This is a genomic window from Pseudoalteromonas sp. AOP7-A1-14, from assembly GCF_052376275.1.
Classification (GTDB): domain Bacteria; phylum Pseudomonadota; class Gammaproteobacteria; order Enterobacterales; family Alteromonadaceae; genus Pseudoalteromonas.
Genome location: NZ_JBQSVO010000033.1, coordinates 1 through 21203, shown reverse-complemented (window position 1 = coordinate 21203; position 21203 = coordinate 1). Strand labels below are relative to the sequence as shown.

Sequence of the window (21203 nt, the reverse complement as noted above, 5' to 3'; positions counted from 1 at the left end):
GCTAAACACCTACGGCCATTTATCTGAAGTATTGGTATCCGTGACCGCGTGAACGATTTACACTATTACTTACCCCAGAACATCAGCTTATACGTTTAGAGAAAGTGGCGTAGCCTCTGCGCCTTTCTAGATAAAAAACATTATTATTTTGTTAAATAAATTTGTCCTATTGTTAATTTGCGTGTATATATTAACTGGTAGGATGTCTTTCCAGTGGTTAGATGTTAATAAATGTTAAAAATATATAACCGATTGAAGCGCACTATTTGTAATTTCTCTATTTCGCTTCTATCGTTATGATTAGACTAAAAACAATAACTTGATAACAAAATTACCCGCAACGGGAGAACACACAATGTTAAAAGACGCTTTTTTTGTTAAAAACAAAATTGCACTTGCTCTAGCTGCTGCAACACTAGGCTTAACTTCAGCGACTTCAAATTCAGCAACATTTGAAGTTGGTGATTTTGACGTGCGGTTTGACTCGACCTTTTCTTACGGGCAAAGCATTCGCGTAGAAGATCGTGATTTTGCACTGATTGGTAAGAGTAATAATCCTGCACTTAATTGGACGGGCTACAATGCAGCACTTAATCCAATTTACACAGCGCAGGACGTTTGGGCACAGCCTGGTGCTTATTCAAACAATGGTGATGCGGGTGATTTAAACTTTAATAGCGGTGAGTCGTTTTCAAAACTGTTAAAAGGCACCCATGATTTATCAATAAGCAAAGATAATTTTGGTCTATTTACTCGTTTTATGTATTTCTATGATTTTGAGTTAATGGATGGTGACCGAGCTTATGTTAACCCAACCTCCGGTGGCGGCGTAGATCCATGTGATGACGATGACACAAAAGAGCAAGTATGTAGAGATCTGCGTTTACTCGACGCATATGTGTGGGCTAATTTTGATTTAAACGATGGTAATAATCCACTATCTATTCGATTAGGGCAACAAGTGGTCAATTGGGGTGAAAGTACCCTGATTTCTCATGGTATTAATGTTAATCCAGTCGATATTGACCGCCTTAAAGCTCCAGGCGCTGAATTAAAAGAGGCTTTTATCCCAGTGGGGATGTTATGGGCTTCATTAGGCATTAATGAAAATATGACTCTTGAAGGTTTTTATCAATACCAATGGCATGAAACACGCTTGCCAGCAGCAGGAAGTTACTTTTCTACCAATGATTTTGCCTCTGAAAATGGTTATCAACAGAACATTCAGCTCGGTTTTACCTCAAGCCCCGATATTGATTTAGCTTCTCTTACTACAAGCCTTAATAACTTAGATGACATTGTTCGTGCTCAAGGTGTGGATCCTTTATCAGCTCAAGGTCAAGCTATGATGAGCCAAATGTATCTAGCCTATCCAACTAAGGTTGCATTAAAAGGTAAAGGCTATGACGGTAAAACAGACCCCGATGATGGTGGTCAGTATGGTTTACGTTTTGGTATGTTTTTACCAGAGTTAAATGATACTGAAGTCGCACTTTATCACATTAATTATCATAGTCGTCGCCCCGTGATCTCAGGGCAAGTATCAAACTTCACGTCAGAGGCGATTGGTGCTGATATTGGTATGTTACTAAGTGAAGAAATTACTGAAGATAATGTTACTCAGTTGCAAGCATTTACTAAAGGGCGTTTAGAATACCCAGAAGATATAAAGCTTTATGGTTTAAGTTTTAATACTTCATTAGGCGAAACTGCGTTTGCCGGTGAATTTGCGTTTCGTGAAGATGAACCGTTGCAAATTGATGACGTAGAATTACTGTATGCCGGTATGCCAGAGCAATTAGCGGTTGCCGGTATTCGTCCTGATTTTGCAGGTATTTCACAAATGAGCCCCGGTGATGCTACAAGCGTTGTAGGGCCTGGCGAACTAGCTCAAGGATTTATTTTACGTAATACCGCACAGTTGCAATTTACAGCAACACACTTATTCGGCCCATCACTAGGCGCTGATAGTTGGGCCGTCGTGGGTGAAGTGGGTGGCGTGCGAATTAATGATATGCCTGAATATGACGAGCTGCGTTTAAATGTAGCGGGTACAGGGCGTAGTGGTGTTATTCAGGGGCCACTTAGTGATGATTACTCAACCTTGCATATGGGGCTTTCAAATGGTCCAGAGACGAATCCTTTTCCTAGTGCTTCGGCGTGGGGTTATCGTTTAATTGCTAAAGGAGATTACTTTAATTTTTTCAAAGGAGTTAACTTTTCACCACGGTTTGTATTTTCTCATGATGTGAATGGGATTACGCCAGATCCGATGTTCTTATTTGTTGAAGACCGTAAATCATTAGGAGTAACAGCCAACTTTAACTATCAAAATGCATGGTCATTTGACTTTAGCTATAACTCATTTTGGGGTGGTGGCGAGACAAATACTTTCTCTGACCGTGACTTTGTTTCTTTTAATATTAAATATTCAATATAAGGGTATCATGATGATAAAAAAACCTACCCTCATCGCGATTGCACTTTGTGGACTTTTTAGTGGTTCTGCTGCAGTTGCAAAAATGAGTAGTGAAGAAGTTGCCCGTTTAGGTAACGATTTAACGCTATTAGGCGCTGAAAAAGCAGCAAATACTGATGGCTCTATTCCTGCTTGGAAAGGTGGTATCACTGAAGCACCTGCAGGCTACAGCCCAGGCATGCATCATCCTGATCCGTTTGCCGATGATAAAGTATTATTTACTATTGATAAATCAAATGTTGATAAATACAAAGATAATCTAAGCCCAGGACAAGTGGCATTATTTGCAGCATACCCAGAGACATTTAAAATGAATGTGTATAAAACGCGTCGAAGCGCTTCTTATCCTCAGTTTGTCTATGATGCAACTAAGAAATATGCTCCCACTGCAGAACTTATTGAAGGCGGTAATGGAATTAAAAATACTGCTATCGGAATTCCATTCCCAATGCCAAAAGATGGCTTAGAAGCTATTTGGAATCACCTATTACGTTATCGTGGTTTATCAATTCAGCGTTATGGTGGTCAAGCTGCGCCAACTGCATCAGGTTCTTACAACATGGTTGGCTTTGATGAGCAACTGTTAGTTAAATACTCAGATCCAAAAGCAACACCAGAAGAGCTTAAAGAATCAAATATTTTATTTAAGTTCAAGCAAAAAGTCACCGAGCCTGCTCGTCTTGCAGGTACTGCGTTATTAGTTCATGAAACCATGGATCAGATATTAACACCACGCCAAGCATGGACATACAACTCAGGTCAACGTCGCGTGCGTCGTGCGCCAAACGTAGCGTATGATGCACCAGGTACAGCAGCTGATAGTTTACGTACAACTGACGATTTTGATATGTTTAATGGTTCTCCAAATCGTTATAACTGGACTCTTAAGGGCAAAAAAGAGCTTTATATCCCGTATAATAGCTACAAGTTACACAGTGATAAGCTAGAATATGATGATATTTTAATGCCCGGTCATATTAATCCTGAAGTGGTGCGTTATGAAAAGCACCGTGTATGGGTAGTTGAAGCTGACTTAAAAGCCGATACGCGTCATATTTATAAAAAACGTGTGTTTTATATTGATGAAGATAGCTGGCAAGTACATGTAACGGATATTTATGATAACCGTGATCAAATGTACCGAGTGGCCATGGCTCATGGTTTAAATTACTATGATGCGATGACGCATTGGAGTACGTTAGATGTATATCATGATTTAAACTCGCGTCGTTATTTAGCAATTGGTCTTGATAACCAAGAGAAAATGTATGATTTCTCGCAGTCGTTCAATGACAACGAATTCACATCAAGCGCGCTGCGTCGCGCGGGACGTTAAAATACATAGGCACCTGCTTTTGCAGGTGCCTTTTCTCTTTTCGCGTTTGTCATCTTCATTCGCAACGGGATAACCCACCTGCAAAATATAATGACAATGCCACAAATCTATCAAGGTGATTAATATTTATGAAGTATTTGCTTTATGCTTGTCTTGCTTATAGTGCTTCATGCTGTGCACAAGACGCACCAAGTACATCTAGTGCGATCGTCGCACCTAATGCTGAAAAAACATTATTAACGGATATTGAATACACAGGTCAAAACCTGATAGCCGTAGGCAAGCATGGTGTTGTAATTTCAAGTTCAGATGCTAAAAGTTGGCAACAAGCGAGCGTACCAACTCAAGTTTTATTAACCGCGATAGACTTTGTTGATAATAAAAATGGCTGGGCGTGTGGTCATGACGCTACCATTATTAATAGCCAAGATGGCGGGCAAAATTGGCAACTACAGCAATCCCTTCCAGGACTTGATAAACCGTGTTTAGATATTTTATTTACAGATAACCAAAACGGTTTTGCTGTAGGCGCTTACGGCATGTTTTATAAAACTAGTGATGGTGGTGAAAGCTGGGAAAAACGTTTTTTAGATAGTTTGTTATTTCCAGAAGACCGCGATTACCTAAATGATTTGAAAACGGATTATCCTGAGGAATACGAGGCTGAAACCGCATCAATTCTTCCACATTTTAATCGTATTATTAGTACTAATGAGCGTTTAATGTTGGTTGGTGAAATGGGGCTTTTGGCACAAAGTGACGACCAAGGCCAAACTTGGCAGCGCTTGGATGAAATTTATGTAGGTTCATTTTTTGCGTTTGCATCATCACTTAACCAACTTAAAGGTGAAGAAATAGTTGCAGGGCTTCGCGGTAATATTTTTGTTCGTGATGGGCAACAGGCCTCATGGCAAAAAATCGAAAATGATATTCACGCAACTGTTAATAGCATTATCAAATATAACAATAAGCAATGGCTATTATTGGCTAACAGCGGTGTTATCTACCACCTCAAAGATAACCAATTGAGTGTTGAGCAATTAGCCGACGGTAAAGCATTACTTGATGGTGTGTTATTTGAAGGTAAATTAGTTATGGCCTCTGAAGATGGCATTAAAGTGAAGGAGTTGAACCCTTGATGCGTGGTTTATTAGACTTTATTGAAAAGTCGGTTTTTCGTTATCGCTTAGTGGCAGTCGTCACTTTTGTCATTGTTACTTGTATGCTGCTTTTTAAAGCCGCAGATATTCAGCTAGATGCTTCATTTAATAAAAATATACCGCTTAACCATGAGTATATGAAGGTATACACCAAACATGAAAAACAATTTGGTGGAGCAAATAGTATTTTAATCTCGGTGTGTGATGCCGATGGCGATATTTTTAATCCCGAATTTTTTACTCAGCTTAAAGCCGTACACGACCAGCTCTATTTTATTCCCGGCGTTAACCGTACTTTAGTTAATTCAATTTTTTCACCCAGCGCACGCTTTGTTGAAGTTGTTGAGGATGGCTTTGCTGGTGGGCCAGTTATACCTGCTAGTTTTACTGCGGATAAGCGTGGTCTTGCAGTAGTAAAAGAGAATATTGAAAAAGCAAAAGTAGTTGGTCGTATGATTGCCAGCGATTACTCTTGCGCTATGGTGACTGCAGAACTACTTGAAATTGAACCGCAAACTCAGGAAAAGCTTGATACGTTAGCATTTGCAGAAAAACTTGAGAGCGAAATACGTGAGCCCCTAAGCACTGAGAAAGTGAGTATCCATATTATTGGATTCGCCAAAATGGCCGGTGACATTGCTGATGGTGCAAAAGGGGTGGTGTTGTTTTTTGCCATTGCGATTGCCTTTACTTTTGCCATGGTGTGGATTTTTTGCGGTAGCTTAAAGCTCACTGTACTACCCATTGCATGCTCTATTATTGCAGTCGTTTGGCAACTAGGGTTGTTATCGAGTTTAGGGTTTGGTCTCGATCCGATGTCTATTTTGGTACCATTTCTAGTCTTTGCAATTGGTGTTAGCCATGGCGTACAAATGATCAATGCCATTGGTAAAAAAGTAGTTGAAGGAGGTACTACACGTGCGTGCTGCCAAGCAAGTTTTAGGGCTTTATTAATACCTGGTGGTATTGCTTTATTATCCGATACTGTGGGCTTTTTAACTCTGTTAACTATAGATATTGGTATTATCCGTGAACTTGCTATTACTGCTAGCTTAGGTGTAGCAATGATTATATTTACCAACTTAATCTTATTGCCGGTATGGGCGTCGTACTTACATTTTGAAAAATCTTTGAAAATTCAGTCAGGTAATAGCAACAAACCGAATTTGCTCGATTCAATGAGAGAGTTACTGGTTAAGGCGACCGACCCGAAATTTGCTAAACTGATTATTGGTTTTACATTGGTATTATTTGCTTTAGGTTATTGGCAAGCAGATAAAATGCGTATTGGTGATTTACAAGCAGGTGCACCATCACTACACCAAGACGCACGCTATAACCAAGATACTTTTTTAATATCGGATAAATACACTATATCGTCTGATATTTTAAAAGTCATAGTGGAAGCGTATCCGGCGGCATGTACTGAACATAATGTAATGGAGCGCATTAGTCATTTTCAGTGGAAAGTTGAAAACCTATCAGGTGTGCAATCAGTGATAAGTTTAAGCTCTGTGGCGCAATCGGTTAATGTAGGTTATAACGAAGGCAATTTAAAATGGCAAAGCTTACCGCGAAATACAGCCAGTTTAGTGCAATCGACTGCACGGGTTGAGACCAGTACCGGCTTATTAAATGGTGATTGTTCGGTGATGCCGGTGATCATCTTTTTGGACGATCACAAAGCAGAGACTATTGATTCAGTAATCGCGAGCATCAAGGCATTTGCTAAGCAAGAGCAAACCGATAAATTGGCCTTTAAATTAGCCTCCGGCCCGGTTGGGGTTATGGCTGCAACGAACGAGTCGGTATCGGCGGCGCAGTTGCCGATGATGCTCTACGTTTATGGTGCGGTTATTCTGTTATGCTTAATTAGTTTTAGAAGTGTAAAAGCAACCGTTGCAGTGGTGTTACCGCTGTATATAGTATCGACGCTTGCACAGGCTTTAATGGTACAGTTGGAAATAGGCTTAACTGTTTCTACTTTGCCAGTAATAGCGTTAGGTGTCGGGATTGGCGTTGACTACGGTATTTATATTTTGTCATCGATGATGGGGCAATTAAAACAAGGTGTGGCATTACCTGTTGCTTATCGCAACGCATTAGTTGAGCGCGGTAGTGCAGTGTTGTTTACCGGTATTACTTTAGCGATTGGTGTTAGTACGTGGATTTTCTCAGATCTAAAGTTTCAAGTAGATATGGGGATCCTATTAACCTTTATGTTTTTAGTGAATATGTTAGGTGCAGTGCTACTTTTACCTGCAATAGGGAGTTTACTCTGGACTGACCAGAAAAAATAATGTGAATAGTTGTGCTCCAAAATGGCCGTAATGGCCATTTATATCTACATTTTGTGAATAGATGACCAAATAGCTGAAATGCTTAAAATGTTTTCATCGAAAGGGCTGTTTATTAATTTTAAAAGCGTTAGAATTTACCTGACTCCACGTTAATTAAACGGCTGTACAAATATCCCATCTGTGTTAGATGGTATAGATTTAAGGAACATACAATGACACGAAATGAAGGGCAAGCCTCGGTTATCTTAGATAATGTCTGCAAGCTGATCCAGAAAAAAGTTCACGCTGATAATGTGTTACTCGTTGAGAAATTTGCCAAAGCCTTGTACAGCAATATGTCTAAAGAGGATTTGGCTCATCGCAACGATAGTGACTTATATGGCGCTGCACTTAGCCTATGGAACTCGCTAGAAAAAAACACCTCTGATAACGCGGTGATCCGCGTTTTCAATCCTGAAGTAGCAAAAGATGGCTGGCAGTCATCGCACACGATTATAGAAATCATCGCTAAAGATATGCCATTTTTAGTTGATTCTGTGCGTATGGCCATGAACCGCGCAAATATCGCTTCTCACTTACTACTGCATAGCCCGTTAAAGATTAAGCGCGATAAAGCCTCTAAAATTACTGCTTTATCTAATTTAAAAGCGGATCAAGAATCAACATCAACAAAAACAGTTTTCTTTATCGAAATAGACCGTCAAACCGATTCAGCTGTAATTGATTCGTTCAAAGCTGAACTTGAGTCAGTACTAGTTGATGTATCGACTGCTGTTGAAGATTGGCAGCCAATTCGCGATAAACTGATAGCTGTAAGTAAAGACTTACCTAAACGTAAGCACAACAATAATAAAAATAATGTTGCAGAAACTGTCGAGTTTTTGGATTGGCTAGTTAAAGACAACTTTACTTTGATGGGCTATCGTCAATATGAGTTGTCGCCAGTACAAGGTGATTATCAGCTTAAGGGCTTAATGGATACCAGTCTTGGCTTGATGAAAAATTCAACAGAAGAACATACACGATTACTATCAGACTTGCCTGAAGTGGCGCGACAAGAAGCACGCAGCAACAATCTATTGATTTTAACCAAAACTAATTCAGTTTCACGGGTACACCGCCCAGCCTATATTGATTATGTTGGCATCAAACGTTTTGATGACAAAGGCAATGTAGTGGGAGAGGACCGTTTTATTGGCTTATTCTCATCAAGTTTTTATAACAATAGTGCTTCAGATGTACCCGTTTTAGAAAGTAAAATTAATCGTATTATGGCTATGTGTGATTTTGCTCAAGGTACTCATGCCTATAAAGCGGTATTAAATATTCTTGAAACCTACCCACGGGATGAACTTGTTCAAGCGCGTGAGGCGGAGTTACTTGAAGTTGCTATGGGTGTTTTACAAGTGCAAGAACGTGATATGTGCCGCATATTTGTGCGTAAAGATGCTTATGGTCGTTTCTTCTCCTGTATGGTTTATGTACCTCGTGAACGTTACAACACAGCACTTCGCTATGAAACACAAAGTATATTAGCTAATGCATTTAATTCTGACGATAAAGTCGAATTTACCACTTTCTTCTCTGAGTCAACACTTGCGCGCACTCATTACATCGTTCGTGCGACTCACAAAAATATTGAATATGACGTGAAAGATATTGAAAATAATTTAATCGAAGCGGCCCGTACTTGGGAAGATAAACTACAATCTGCATTACTTGAATCTGTGGGTGAAGCGCGTGGTAACGATTTAAATCGTAAATATGCACAAGGTTTTGCACGCTCATATAAAGATCAAGTATTACCAAGTGCTGCGGTTGTCGATATCGAAAAACTTGAGCTACTAAACGATGATAACAAGCTAGAAATGCTGTTTTACCGTCCGCAAGAAGAAGCAAACAGCAATATCGTACGTTTAAGCTTATTCCACAAAGATGAACCAATCCATTTATCTGACGTTATGCCAATGCTTGAAAATTTTGGTCTGCGCGTAGTGGGTGAGACCCCATACTCGGTCAAAACAAGTGACGGTCGTATCAATTGGATCATGGACTTCTCAATGCTTATTGATAGCCAAGGTATGGCTGATTTTGACAAAGTGTCGGCGCGTTTTCGTGCAGCGCTGACTAATGTTTGGGGTAATCGATTAGAAAATGATGGTTTTAACCGCTTAGTGTTAATGGGTGGCCTTACGGGCCGTGAAGCATCTATTTTGCGTGCGTACGCTAAATATATGCGTCAAATAGGCGTGACTTTCTCGCAAACTTATATTGAAAGCACGTTTGCTAATTATCCTGCGATTGCTGCTAAAATCGTTAATTTATTTGCTAAAAAGTTCTCTATTAAAAATCCTGCTAGCGAAAAAGCTTTAGAAAAGCTAGTTGTGCAAATTCATCAAGAGCTTGAAAATGTAGCTAACTTAGACGATGACCGTATTATTCGTTTATACGTGGATATGATTGTTGCTACATTGCGCACTAACTTTTTCCAAAAAAATGAAGCCGGCCAGTTTAAGTCTTACGTTTCATTTAAAATCAAACCAAGCTTAATTGCAGATGTACCGCTACCTTTACCTGCGTTTGAGATATTTGTTTACTCGCCTCGTGTTGAAGGTGTGCATTTACGTTATGGCAGCGTTGCACGTGGAGGTCTTCGTTGGTCTGACCGTCGTGAAGATTTTCGTACTGAAGTTTTAGGTTTAGTTAAAGCGCAACAAGTTAAGAATGCAGTAATTGTTCCTGTTGGTTCAAAAGGTGGTTTTGTTTGTAAACAACTACCAACTGAGCGCGAAGCGTTTTTCAAAGAAGGCCAAGAGTGCTACAAAATATTTATTCGGGGTTTATTAGATATCACCGATAACATTGTAAAAGGTGACATTGTAGCGCCGCGCGACGTAACTCGTCATGATGGTGATGATGCATATTTAGTTGTAGCAGCCGATAAAGGTACTGCGACATTCTCTGACACCGCGAATGGCATTGCTAATGAATATAACTTCTGGCTAGGTGATGCATTTGCATCAGGTGGCTCTGTGGGTTACGACCATAAGAAAATGGGCATTACAGCTCGTGGTGCGTGGGAGTCAGTTAAAAGACATTTCCGTGAAATGGATATCGATTGTCAAGCTACTGATTTCACTGTCGTTGCAATTGGCGATATGGCAGGGGATGTATTTGGTAACGGCATGTTGTTATCTAAGCATATTCGCTTGCAAGTTGCCTTTAACCATATGCATATATTTGTTGATCCAACACCGGATGCTGCTAAATCATATCCTGAGCGTGAGCGTTTATTTAAGTTACCTCGCTCATCATGGGAAGATTATAATAAAGATCTTATCTCTGCAGGTGGTGGTGTCTTCTCACGTGCCGCTAAGTCTATTAGCTTAAGTCCTGAAATGAAAAAAATGCTTGGTACTAAAAAAGCCAGCATGACGCCTAACGAATTGATCAAAGCCGTGTTAATGATGGAATTTGATTTACTGTGGAATGGCGGTATTGGCACTTACATTAAAAGCAGTAAAGAAACTGACGCTGATGTTGGAGATCGTGCCAACGATGCATTACGAATTAATGGTGGTGAACTTGGTGCCAAAGTACTTGGTGAAGGTGGCAACTTAGGCGCTACCCAACTTGGCCGCATTGAATTTGCAGCGAACGGTGGTCGTGTAAATACTGACTTCATTGATAATGTGGGTGGTGTGGCGTGTTCAGATAACGAAGTAAATATTAAAATTTTACTTAATGGTCTGGTTGCATCGGGTGACTTAACGCGTAAACAACGTGATGAGCTTCTTTATTCGATGACTGAAGAGGTTGCTGAGTTAGTGCTAAAAGATTGTTATCGTCAAACGCACACGTTATCAATTACGCAATCTAAAGGAACGTCAACGCTAAAAGAGAAAGTACGCTTTATTAATGCTCTTGAAAAAGACGGTAAGCTTAATCGTGCAATTGAGTTTATTCCAACTGATGAAGAGCTTGCAGAGCGTGCGGCGGCGGGTAAAGACTTAACTCGTCCTGAGCTTTCAGTGTTAGTTTCGTACGCGAAAATGGTTCTGAAAGAATCATTAGTTAGCGAAGAAATTACTGAAAACCCATATTATCGTCAGTTACTGGTGCACTCTTTCCCTGTGCCACTGCGTGAGAAGTTTAATGATGCGATGGATAACCATCCACTACGCAAAGAGATTATTGCCACTAAACTTGCCAATAATATCGTAAATGACATGGGCTTAAACTTCATGGTACGTATGCATGAAGAAACTGGCGCAAGTGAAGCTGAAATTGCGGTTTGCTATTCAATCGCTAAAGAAGTATTCCAAATGCGTGATACATGGGTGTCTATTGTAGCGCTTGATAATAAAATTCCAGCAGCAGTGCAAACTGAAATGCTGTATCAATTACGCCGTACTGTTCGTCGAGCAACACGTTGGTTCTTACGCCATCGCAATAAAGGACAAACTATTACGCAAGCCATTGATTTCTATACACCAACATTTGCAGATTTAAGTAAAAACTTGGATGTATACACAGTCGATAAAGAAAGTGAGCGCTTAGCAAAAGCGTCAGGTAAATTAATTGATAACGGTGTACCAAAAGCATTGGCAACCCGTGTCTCATCTTTATCTAGCTTATTCTCAGTTATGGATTTAGCTGAAATTGCTAATAAATCAAATCGTAGTATTGATATGGTTTCTCACACTTACTTCAAGCTAGGCGCTCGTATGGGCTTACATTGGTTCTTAGAGCAAATTACTAATCAACCAGTGTCAAACCACTGGCAAGCATTGGCACGCGCTTCGTACCGAGAAGAGCTTGATTGGCAGCAACGCCTACTGTCAGCGGTAGTTATTAATAGCTTCGAGGGCAAAAATAAAGACGTTGATGCACAGATTGATCAATGGATGGATAGCAAAGAGCTGTTATTGCAACGTTGGCAGCAAATGCTCTCTGAATTCAAAACATCACAAAGCCATGATTTTGCTAAGTTTTCTGTGGCGTTGCGTGAGCTAATGCTACTAGGACACAATTGCGACACTTCCATATAGTTGAAAAGTCGTTAAAATACCTACCCCAGCTTAGCTTCTAAGTTGGGGTATTTTTTTGCCTAGTTATAAATTAAACCAGATAATCAGCATTACTTGGGGGTTAGTTTATGGCTGCGCTTTTTGTTAGATAAGAGGAACCTTCCATGTTTTATGATCTTGCTCGCCGTTTTATGTTCACCCGTGATGCGGAATGGGCTCATGAATTTGCACTCAACAATTTGCGTCGTTTTGCTAACACGCCAATCAGTGCTGCTTGGTCGCAATCACTTGCAGATAAGCCTGTAGATTTTCTCGGTTTAACATTTAAAAATCCAGTCGGCTTAGCCGCAGGCCTTGATAAAAATGCAGAGTGTATCGATGCATTTGGTCAAATGGGTTTTGGCTTTATTGAGGTGGGTACCGTTACGCCGCGCGCACAAGCTGGTAACGATAAGCCACGGATGTTTCGTTTACCTGAGTCGAATGCGATTATTAACCGTATGGGTTTTAACAATAAAGGCGTGGATAATTTAGTTAATAACGTAAAAGCCGCCAAGTATGATGGTATTTTAGGTATTAATATTGGTAAAAATAAAGACACCCCTAATGAGCAGGGTAAAGACGATTATATTCACTGTATGCGTAAAGTTTTTGAGTATGCCTCGTATATTACCGTTAATATCTCATCGCCTAATACGCCAGGTCTACGTGATTTACAATACGGTGAAGCATTAGATGATTTATTACAAAGCTTAAAATCTGAGCAGTTAAATTTAAGTGCTAAACACGGTAAACCGGTACCTATGCTGGTTAAGATCGCACCTGATCTAGATAAAGTGCAAATTGCTCAAGTAAGTGATTCATTGATCAATAATAAAATAGATGGTGTGATTGCCACAAATACCACTTTAGAACGCGCTGCTGTACAAGGTCAACAATATGCTGATGAAGCAGGAGGCTTGTCGGGTCAACCTGTGCGTGAGCGTGCAACCCACGTGGTTAGTGAGTTGAAACGTTTAACACAAGGTAAGTTACCCATTATTGGTGTAGGTGGTATTGATGATGCGAGCTCTGCTAAAGAAAAGTTCGATGTCGGTGCTGGTTTGATTCAAGTTTACTCTGGGTTTATTTATAAAGGTCCACAATTGGTAAAAACGATCGTTAACGACTTATAAGGATCAGTTATCTAAGCTTCTGATCATTAATTAAATGTTCTAACAGAGTGTTTTAAAAATGGTCAAAAGTAGCTATAATTATATAACTTGCAAATATTATTTTTTAGGGAGGCCGCAAATTATGTTTCAAGCATCAAGACAATGGAAGTGGGTAGCTTGTACTAAGCGTAATCGCTTATTGGTCGATTTAGACCAAGATATGCAATTATGTACTCCCTATAAATTGCGTCAGCTTACCGACTCAATTAAGCAGCAAAGTCATTTTAGTTTAGATGATGCTGCTTTTTATCAGCAGGTTTATCAGTATCTTGATAGTTTTAAAATATACAGCAGTGCTGAGTTATGCCAAATTTCGCTTAATGCCACTGCTGCTAAGCTTTATTTAAAACCTGTACTGGCTAAAAGTTGGTTTTTTAAAGAATATACCGGCTCAGAACCAAGTGTTGAAGCTATTGTTAAGCTTTCTTCAGTTGTACAAACTGGTGAGTTTTTAATTGTAGAACACACCCAAGATGCATCTTTATGTATTAACTTAAGTGAACACTTTAAACTTGATGAAAACCTGCATTTAAACCAATTTGAAGTGATACGTGTATTAAACAACCGCGTACATCCAATTTTGAACAAAATATCTCACACACAAACCGCTTAATTACCTTCTAAACTACGCGCTTTAAGGCGTAATTGTTGGCGAACCTATGTTATAATCCTGCGTAATTAGCTATTAAGGGTTATTACTTTGCAATTTATCGCACTTACTTCTATCGGAATCGAAAATTTATTGGTTGATGAGCTTACAGCACTAGGTGCTCAAGTAACCAAACAAACCGTGGGCTCTGTTCGCTTTGAGGCGGATTCAACATTGGCTCAAAAGGTATGTTTAGCTAGCCGACTAGCCACTCGAATTTTAATGTTGATTGAAGAAAAAGAAGGCGTAAAAGACAAAGATAGTCTTTACAATTTTGCACGTTCACAGCCTTGGCAAGAATGGTTTGGCCCAACTCAAACGTTTGCTGTTGATTTTAATGGTACTAATGACTCTCTTAAAAATACGCAGTTTTCAGGACTAGTTATAAAAGATGCCATTGTTGATTATTTTAATGATCTATTTGAACAGCGTCCTAATGTTGATAAACAAGATGCCAATGTCCGTGTTGTAGCAAGGCTCAGCCGTCAAGGCGTTGCACTTTATATTGATTATTCAGGTCCTCGTTTATCTGAACGCGGTTATCGTCAAGGCCAAGGTAAAGCACCGATTAAAGAACATTTAGCGGCTGCGCTTATTATTCGTAGTGGCTGGCTTGAAAATATACAACAACCGTTGTTTGACCCATGTTGTGGTGCGGGCACTATTTTAATTGAAGCGGCTGGGATGGCTCGCAATGAAGCGCCAGGTCTATTCCGCGAAGGTTTTGCCTTTGAGCGTTTGCCTAGTTTTAGAGCGGCTAAATTTAAAGAGTTAAAAGAGCAGTTAGCAGAAGAAATCGTTGATCCGAAACTATGGCTCATCGGCCATGATTTTGATGAAAACGTGCTACGAAAGGCGCAAGAAAATGCTGAGCGAGCTGACCTTACAAGTATTATTAAATTTAAACACAGCGATGCGACAAAATTAACCAGTGTTGCAAAATTGCCCGGTGTAGTTATTTCTAATCTACCTTATGGTGAACGTATCGGCTCAATGGCTGAGTTGGTTGATTTACACAGCAATTTAGGTGTGGGCTTCAAAAAGCACTTTAACCATTGGAAACTTGCGTTATTAGGGATGGATGAAAGCTTATTTAAGTTATTAAAACTGGTTAAGCTGAAACGTTACAAATTTAAAAATGGTCCGCTGGATGTGGTACTTAACTTATATCAACTCGATGATAAGCAAGTAAGCCAAACGAGCGAAGACAAGCCAGCATTGAATTTTGAAGGTTCAATGTCGTTTGCCAATCGAATGAAAAAGAATAAACAGGGTTTAAAAAATTGGCTCAAGCAAAATAATGTACAAGCGTATCGCGTATACGATGCTGATATTCCTGAGTACAATGTAGCCGTTGATATTTATGGAGATTCAGCGGTAATATTTGAGTATGCCGCACCTAAAGAAATTGACGATGACACTGCCCATAAACGTTTGCAAGATGTTATTTCGCTAACCTCACAACAGCTCAATATTACGCCGGGAAACATAGCTGTCAAAGTACGTAAAAAGCAAAAAGGCGAAGAGCAATATACGCCTATGGCAAAACAAAACCGTACTCAAATCGTTGAAGAGTTTGGCGCTAAATTTAAAGTTAACTTATTTGATTATCTAGATACTGGGTTGTTTTTAGATCATCGTTTAGCACGGCGTTATATTCAACAAAATGCTAAAGATAAGCGCTTTTTAAATTTATTTGCTTATACGGGCACAGCCTCAGTGCATGCTGCTATTGGTGGGGCTAAAGCGATTACTACCATCGACTTATCAAAAACCTACTTAAAGTGGGGGCAAGATAATTTTGAGCTGAACAATATTAGTAATACCCGCTATCGTTTTGAACAAGCTGATTGTTTGAAGTGGCTTGAGCATGCAACGAGCCAATATGATTTGATCTTTTTAGATCCGCCAACATTTTCTAATTCAAAACGTATGAAAGATGCTTTTGATGTCCAAAACGATCATATTAAATTATTAACGTGGGTTAAAAAAATCCTCAGCCCTTCAGGGACGTTGATTTTTTCAAATAATATGCGTGGTTTTACGATGGATGAAGTTGGTTTGATTGGCTTAGGGTTAAAAGCTGTTAATATTTCAGAGCAGACAATCTCACCTGACTTTAAACGTAATAAAAAAATTCATAATAGCTGGTTGATCACCCATGGCTAATTGGGTGTTATACCACACAGATGGCTGTCATTTATGTGAACAGGCTGCAGAGTTAGTCCAGCCTTTACTGACAAATGATAGTTTGCAATTAATTGATATTATGAACGATGAAACTTTAATCGTCGAATATCAAGTATTGATACCTGTGTTAAAAAGCCCAAAGGGGAGGCGTTTATTTTGGCCCTTTAGCCAAAAAGATGTTGACCAGTTGATTAATGACAATGATAAACAACAGTAGAGAAGTATGGACTTAATTCGAATTTCTAAAGCGCAGCTTGCTTACGGTACACATCCTTTATTAGATAACGCTGATGCAGTGATAGAGTCGGGTGAGCGGGTATGTGTAGTTGGCCGTAATGGCGCAGGTAAATCAACACTTTTAAAAGTATTAGATGGTCAAGTAATTCTCGATGATGGTGAAACTAACCAAATTAGTAGCCTTAAAATATCGCGCCTTGAACAAGATCCACCTAAGGGTGCTAATGGTACCGTGTTTGATTATGTAGCCCAAGGCATGCCTGATATTGCTAACCTATTAATTGATTTCCATCATGTTAGTACTCAACTGCAAACAGAGTGTACTGATAAGCTATTAAATAAATTAGAACGCTTATCGACTAAGTTAGAAGCAGCAGATGGTTGGCGTTTTGATAGTCGTATTCAATTAGTGTTGACCCGTCTTGAGCTATCGCCAGAGGCTAAGCTTGAGTCTCTTTCTGGTGGTTGGTTACGTAAAGTAGCCCTAGCACGAGCACTTGTTAGTGAGCCTGATTTATTATTACTTGATGAACCAACTAACCACTTAGATATGGCAAGTGTTATCTGGCTTGAAGAGTTTTTAAAGGAATTTAAAGGCGGCATTGTATTTATCTCACATGACCGTGCTTTTATTCGCGCTGTGGCTACACGTATTTTAGATTTAGATCGAGGTAAGTTAATTTCTTACCCTGGCGATTACGCAACTTACCTTGAGCAAAAAGCCCATGACTTGAAAGTTGAAGAGTCTCAAAACGCGCTTTTTGATAAGCGTTTAGCTGAAGAAGAGGCGTGGATACGCCAAGGTGTTAAGGCGCGTCGTACACGTAATGAAGGGCGTGTACGAGAGCTTAAGCAATTACGTAATGAGCGTAAGCAACGTGTTGATCAAGTTGGTAAAACAGACTTTAATATCGAAACGGCTGACCGCTCAGGTAAGTTAGTATTTGAAGCTAAGCACCTTAGTCATGCTTTTAAAGATAAAGTGATCGCTAATGATTTCTCTACTTTAGTTATGCGCGGCGACCGTATTGGACTAGTTGGTCCAAATGGTATTGGTAAAACGACTTTATTAAAACTGTTATTTGGTGATTTAGCAGCCGATAGCGGTGATATAAAGCAGGGCGTAAACTTAGAATTTGCTTATTTTGACCAATATCGTCAAAAGCTTGATGAAGAAGCCACAGTGCAAGATAATGTTGCAGAAGGTAAGCAAGAAGTGATGATGGGGGGGCGTTCACGCCATGTGCTTGGTTATTTACAAGACTTTTTGTTTCCACCTGCACGTGCACGCACGCCGGTTAAAGCCTTATCCGGAGGGGAAAAGAATCGCTTATTATTAGCTAAGTTATTTTTAAAGCCATCTAATATTTTAGTGCTCGATGAGCCAACTAATGACTTGGATATTGAAACCCTTGAATTGCTAGAAGATATAATTAATCAATATCAAGGTACAGTGCTAATTGTAAGTCATGACCGTGAGTTTATTGATAATACCTGTAGCAGTGTTTGGGCATTTGAAGGTGATGGCGTTATTACTGATATCGTCGGTGGTTATACCGATTACGAGCAATTTGTTAGCTATCAAGCTGAACAAGCTAAAAAGCAGCAACCAGTAACCAAAAAAGTCGATAAAACGGCCTCTGTAACACCTGTTAAAGCCCAAAACAAAAGCAATAAATTTTCTTACAAATTAAAGCTTGAATTAGAACAATTACCCAGTAAAGTGGAACAACTTGAAATTACTCTTGAAACGCAACAAATTGTTGTTAATGACCCCGACTTTTTTAAACAAGATGCGGATAGCACGACGAAGGCATTGAACCATTTAGCGAAACTTGAGTCTGACCTAGAGGCCGCACTCGAGCGCTGGGAAGAACTTGAAGAATTAAAGAATCAGTAGTTAGAAGGATAAAAATGAAATATAAATTACTCGTTGCTAGCATATTAACGACGCTGAGCGCACCGGCATTGAGCGCAGCGTATACACTTGAAGAGTTAGGTACCTTAGAAGGGGCTAAACTGAGCTATGTTTCAGATGTGAGTGAAAGTGGTTATGTTATTGGCTCTGCTAACGGCCTTTATAACTTACCCATTGATGTAAGTTACATTGATTTTGAGGATAGCCTTATTGAAAGTGCCTATCAAACAGAAGAAAACGCCTTTGAGGTCATAAATAAAGAAATTACCTTCACCCTTGATGATATTGAAAACAATAATGCTGTGGCGACTAATCCCGACGCGCACGCATTTATGGTTAGCTTTTTATCTTCTCAAGCGAGCAATCCTAATTATCAAAACTTGGCTAGTCTTGTAGGAACTCAATATGATAGAGGTGAAGTCACAGAGCAGGTTATATTTGATGTTGAGTCAGAGGATTATGACGGTTTAACACGTTCAGTAAGTAACTTATATAATGCAATTAGTGAAGACGGTGTTGTTGCGGCATGGGGAAGTGCGCCTTATGTAAAAACACAATTTACACCTGAAGATGAAACTGAAGAAGAAACATACTTTGTTCGTGATTTTATTTCTCGCGCGATGGTGATTTCAAATACGGGTGTTAAAGTACCTCTTGCACCTGATTTTGCTGATTTTGGTGGTATTAGTACAGCCACTGATATTAAATTGACCCCCAATGGTGATTATATTGTCGTGGGCAGTGTTTCCACAGGTATACCAGAAGATCGTCAAGAAAATATAGACGAAAACTGTGATGATCTAGAAAGACCTATATCAACTTGTGTGGAAACTATTGATCGAAACCCTGGAAGCAATCCAACTTTTAATGACCGTATCCAAAATGGTATATTTGATAAGCAGGCGGTTAAGTGGACATTAGATGCTAGCTTAAATGTTAAATCAACAGAACTTTTAGGCTTAGGGTTAACACCTGAAGAAGACGATGGCTTTGCTTTTAGTAGTAATGCGATGGCAGTAAATAGTAAAGGGACTGTAGTTGGACAAGCTAACGTCCGCTATTTTGAGAATAATGACACAATTCTAGATATGCCAGTTTATTATAAAGATGGTGAAGTTGTTGAGTATATTGATCAAGAAGATGATTGGTTTTCAGGAAAGTCACTGGCAATTAATGAAAATAATGTCATAGTGGGGTACGCACAACGTCGAATTGAAAACTCTACTCGTTCTAAGTTTTTCTATCATGATATAGCCAGTAATAGTACGGTATTCCCAAATGATTTCTTTAGTAGCTCGAGTTCATATGCTCATGATATTAACGATAACGGCTTTATTGTTGGTGAAGGTGAAACTGATATAACTTCTAGTCAGCGTCGTCGTGAAGGCTTTTTATATCAAGTAGGTGATGACAGCATCGTTAGTATAAATGATCTTTTACCGTGCTATGAATCTGATGGTGAAACACGCTTTAAGTACGTAGTGTCTGAAGCTAGACAGATTAATAATGATAATGAGATATTTGGTGTTGCTACTAAAACCGTTGAAAAACGTGACACATTAGGTGGTATAGTTACAGATATTGAGGGCAATACTGAGTATGAAAGTGTTGCCGTGGCTGTAAAGCTTACTCCAACCGGTGGAGAAGCCGACTCATGTACTGACCCTGAAACAGAAGCATATGAGCGTCAATCAGGCAGCTTTTCTTGGTTGAGTTTATTATTAATACCCCTTGTCGGCTTACGTCGGCGATTTAAATAATATCGAAATTAATTTATTCATAAAAAACCAGCTTAAAGCTGGTTTTTTTGTCTATACTTTCTTCACAAACTTTTAAGTTTCTACTTTATTTATGACGGTTTATCCATGTTTTTTTGACTGATCGTCGCCATAAAAGATCAACTGTAAAGTAGCCTATTATCGAGGCTAAAGCGCCACATATAATGGAGCCAACTAAAAATGCAGGGCCTATAGTGGTTAGGCTGTTAATAAACCATTGCCAAGTTGGTTCAAAAGCAAAGTGTTGCGGCTTATGCCCAAGCGCAAAAGTACCGACTAAGTAAGAGCCGTAAAATATGGGTGGCATAGTAAGAGGGTTGGTAAGCCACACGACTGCAACAGAAATGGGTAGATTAACTCTTAAAGGAATAGCAATCGCGGCGGCAAGAACCATTTGAAAAGGAACAGGGATGAATGCGAAAAACAAACCTACTGCAAATGCTCCACGAGCAGAGCGTCTATTTAGATGCCACAAGTTTGCGTCATGCAAAAGTCGGCCAAAAATCTTTAACAATTTATGATTCTTTATCTTGTTATGATCGGGTAAAAACCGTTGAATCGTTTTTTTAGCCATTTAAAGCAACCATTTACATCTGTGTGGATTAGCCTTGGGTTTGTTATTGGCTGTATTACAGCCGTTTTTTATTATCAGACCCACGAATTTATTGCCATCAGCATTGTCATATTAATAGCGAGCCTTTATTTTAAGCCGTTTCTACCTCTATTGTTAGGCTTTATTTGTGCATTTTTCATAGTTTTAATACATTTCACTCTGTTTTACTCTTTCGAGCTACCCGTGGTGGATAAAAAACAACCATATCAGCTCACTGTAAAAATTGAAAAAATCATAAACCAACAGCAAAATTATTATTTACAGGCGAAAATTATTAGTATTAATCAGAGCTATTACTC

General features: G+C 39.4%; 12 protein-coding genes. 11 read left to right on the top strand and 1 reads right to left on the bottom strand.

Annotation, left to right across the window (positions count from 1 at the left end):
* Window positions 1-355: 355 nt before the first annotated feature.
* The 11 genes from ACT3RM_RS07440 (at window position 356) to ACT3RM_RS07390 (ending at window position 20273) form a co-directional block, all read left to right on the top strand.
* Window positions 356-2440 carry a DUF1302 domain-containing protein gene (locus ACT3RM_RS07440; protein WP_441833900.1) on the top strand — a complete coding sequence of 695 codons (2085 nt, stop codon included), beginning with the start codon at window positions 356-358 and terminating at the stop codon, window positions 2438-2440.
* Between the two features lie 10 nt (window positions 2441-2450).
* Window positions 2451-3815, top strand: coding sequence for a DUF1329 domain-containing protein (locus ACT3RM_RS07435; RefSeq protein ID WP_441833899.1), 1365 nt, complete (start codon window positions 2451-2453; stop codon window positions 3813-3815).
* A gap of 128 nt (window positions 3816-3943) precedes the next feature.
* A complete protein-coding gene (locus tag ACT3RM_RS07430) occupies window positions 3944-4954 on the top strand; it encodes a WD40/YVTN/BNR-like repeat-containing protein (protein WP_441833898.1) in 1011 nt (336 codons plus the stop codon).
* The gene (locus ACT3RM_RS07425; RefSeq protein WP_441833897.1) at window positions 4954-7275 is read left to right on the top strand and encodes an efflux RND transporter permease subunit; all 2322 of its coding nucleotides are present in this window, start codon (window positions 4954-4956) and stop codon (window positions 7273-7275) included. The genes ACT3RM_RS07430 and ACT3RM_RS07425 overlap by 1 nt, the downstream gene beginning before the upstream one ends.
* 212 nt (window positions 7276-7487) lie before the next feature.
* Entirely contained in the window at window positions 7488-12326 is a 4839-nt protein-coding gene (locus ACT3RM_RS07420; protein ID WP_441994764.1) for an NAD-glutamate dehydrogenase, read from the top strand.
* A 143-nt stretch (window positions 12327-12469) separates the two neighbouring features.
* Window positions 12470-13480: a quinone-dependent dihydroorotate dehydrogenase gene (pyrD, locus tag ACT3RM_RS07415; protein ID WP_441994763.1), complete on the top strand. Its 1011-nt coding sequence runs from the start codon at window positions 12470-12472 to the stop codon at window positions 13478-13480.
* A 121-nt stretch (window positions 13481-13601) separates the two neighbouring features.
* Entirely contained in the window at window positions 13602-14132 is a 531-nt protein-coding gene (locus ACT3RM_RS07410; protein ID WP_441833894.1) for a cell division protein ZapC domain-containing protein, read from the top strand.
* Window positions 14133-14219: 87 nt separating this feature from the next.
* Window positions 14220-16337 (top strand): bifunctional 23S rRNA (guanine(2069)-N(7))-methyltransferase RlmK/23S rRNA (guanine(2445)-N(2))-methyltransferase RlmL, encoded by a 2118-nt coding sequence (gene rlmKL / locus ACT3RM_RS07405; protein WP_441994762.1) that lies wholly within the window; start codon window positions 14220-14222, stop codon window positions 16335-16337.
* Window positions 16330-16575, top strand: a complete 246-nt coding sequence (locus tag ACT3RM_RS07400) for a glutaredoxin family protein (protein ID WP_441994761.1) — start codon at window positions 16330-16332, stop codon at window positions 16573-16575. Before rlmKL ends, ACT3RM_RS07400 begins: the two co-directional genes overlap by 8 nt.
* Window positions 16576-16581: 6 nt before the next feature.
* Window positions 16582-18495 (top strand): ATP-binding cassette ATPase Uup, encoded by a 1914-nt coding sequence (uup, locus tag ACT3RM_RS07395; RefSeq protein ID WP_441994760.1) that lies wholly within the window; start codon window positions 16582-16584, stop codon window positions 18493-18495.
* 14 nt (window positions 18496-18509) lie between these two features.
* Complete coding sequence (locus ACT3RM_RS07390; RefSeq protein WP_441994759.1) at window positions 18510-20273, top strand: DUF3466 family protein; 1764 nt, start codon at window positions 18510-18512, stop codon at window positions 20271-20273.
* Window positions 20274-20358: 85 nt separating this feature from the next.
* On the opposite strand, the gene ACT3RM_RS07385 is transcribed toward ACT3RM_RS07390, so the two are convergent.
* Window positions 20359-20865, bottom strand: a complete 507-nt coding sequence (locus ACT3RM_RS07385) for a DUF2062 domain-containing protein (RefSeq protein WP_441994758.1) — start codon at window positions 20863-20865, stop codon at window positions 20359-20361.
* Window positions 20866-21203 lie beyond the last annotated feature (338 nt).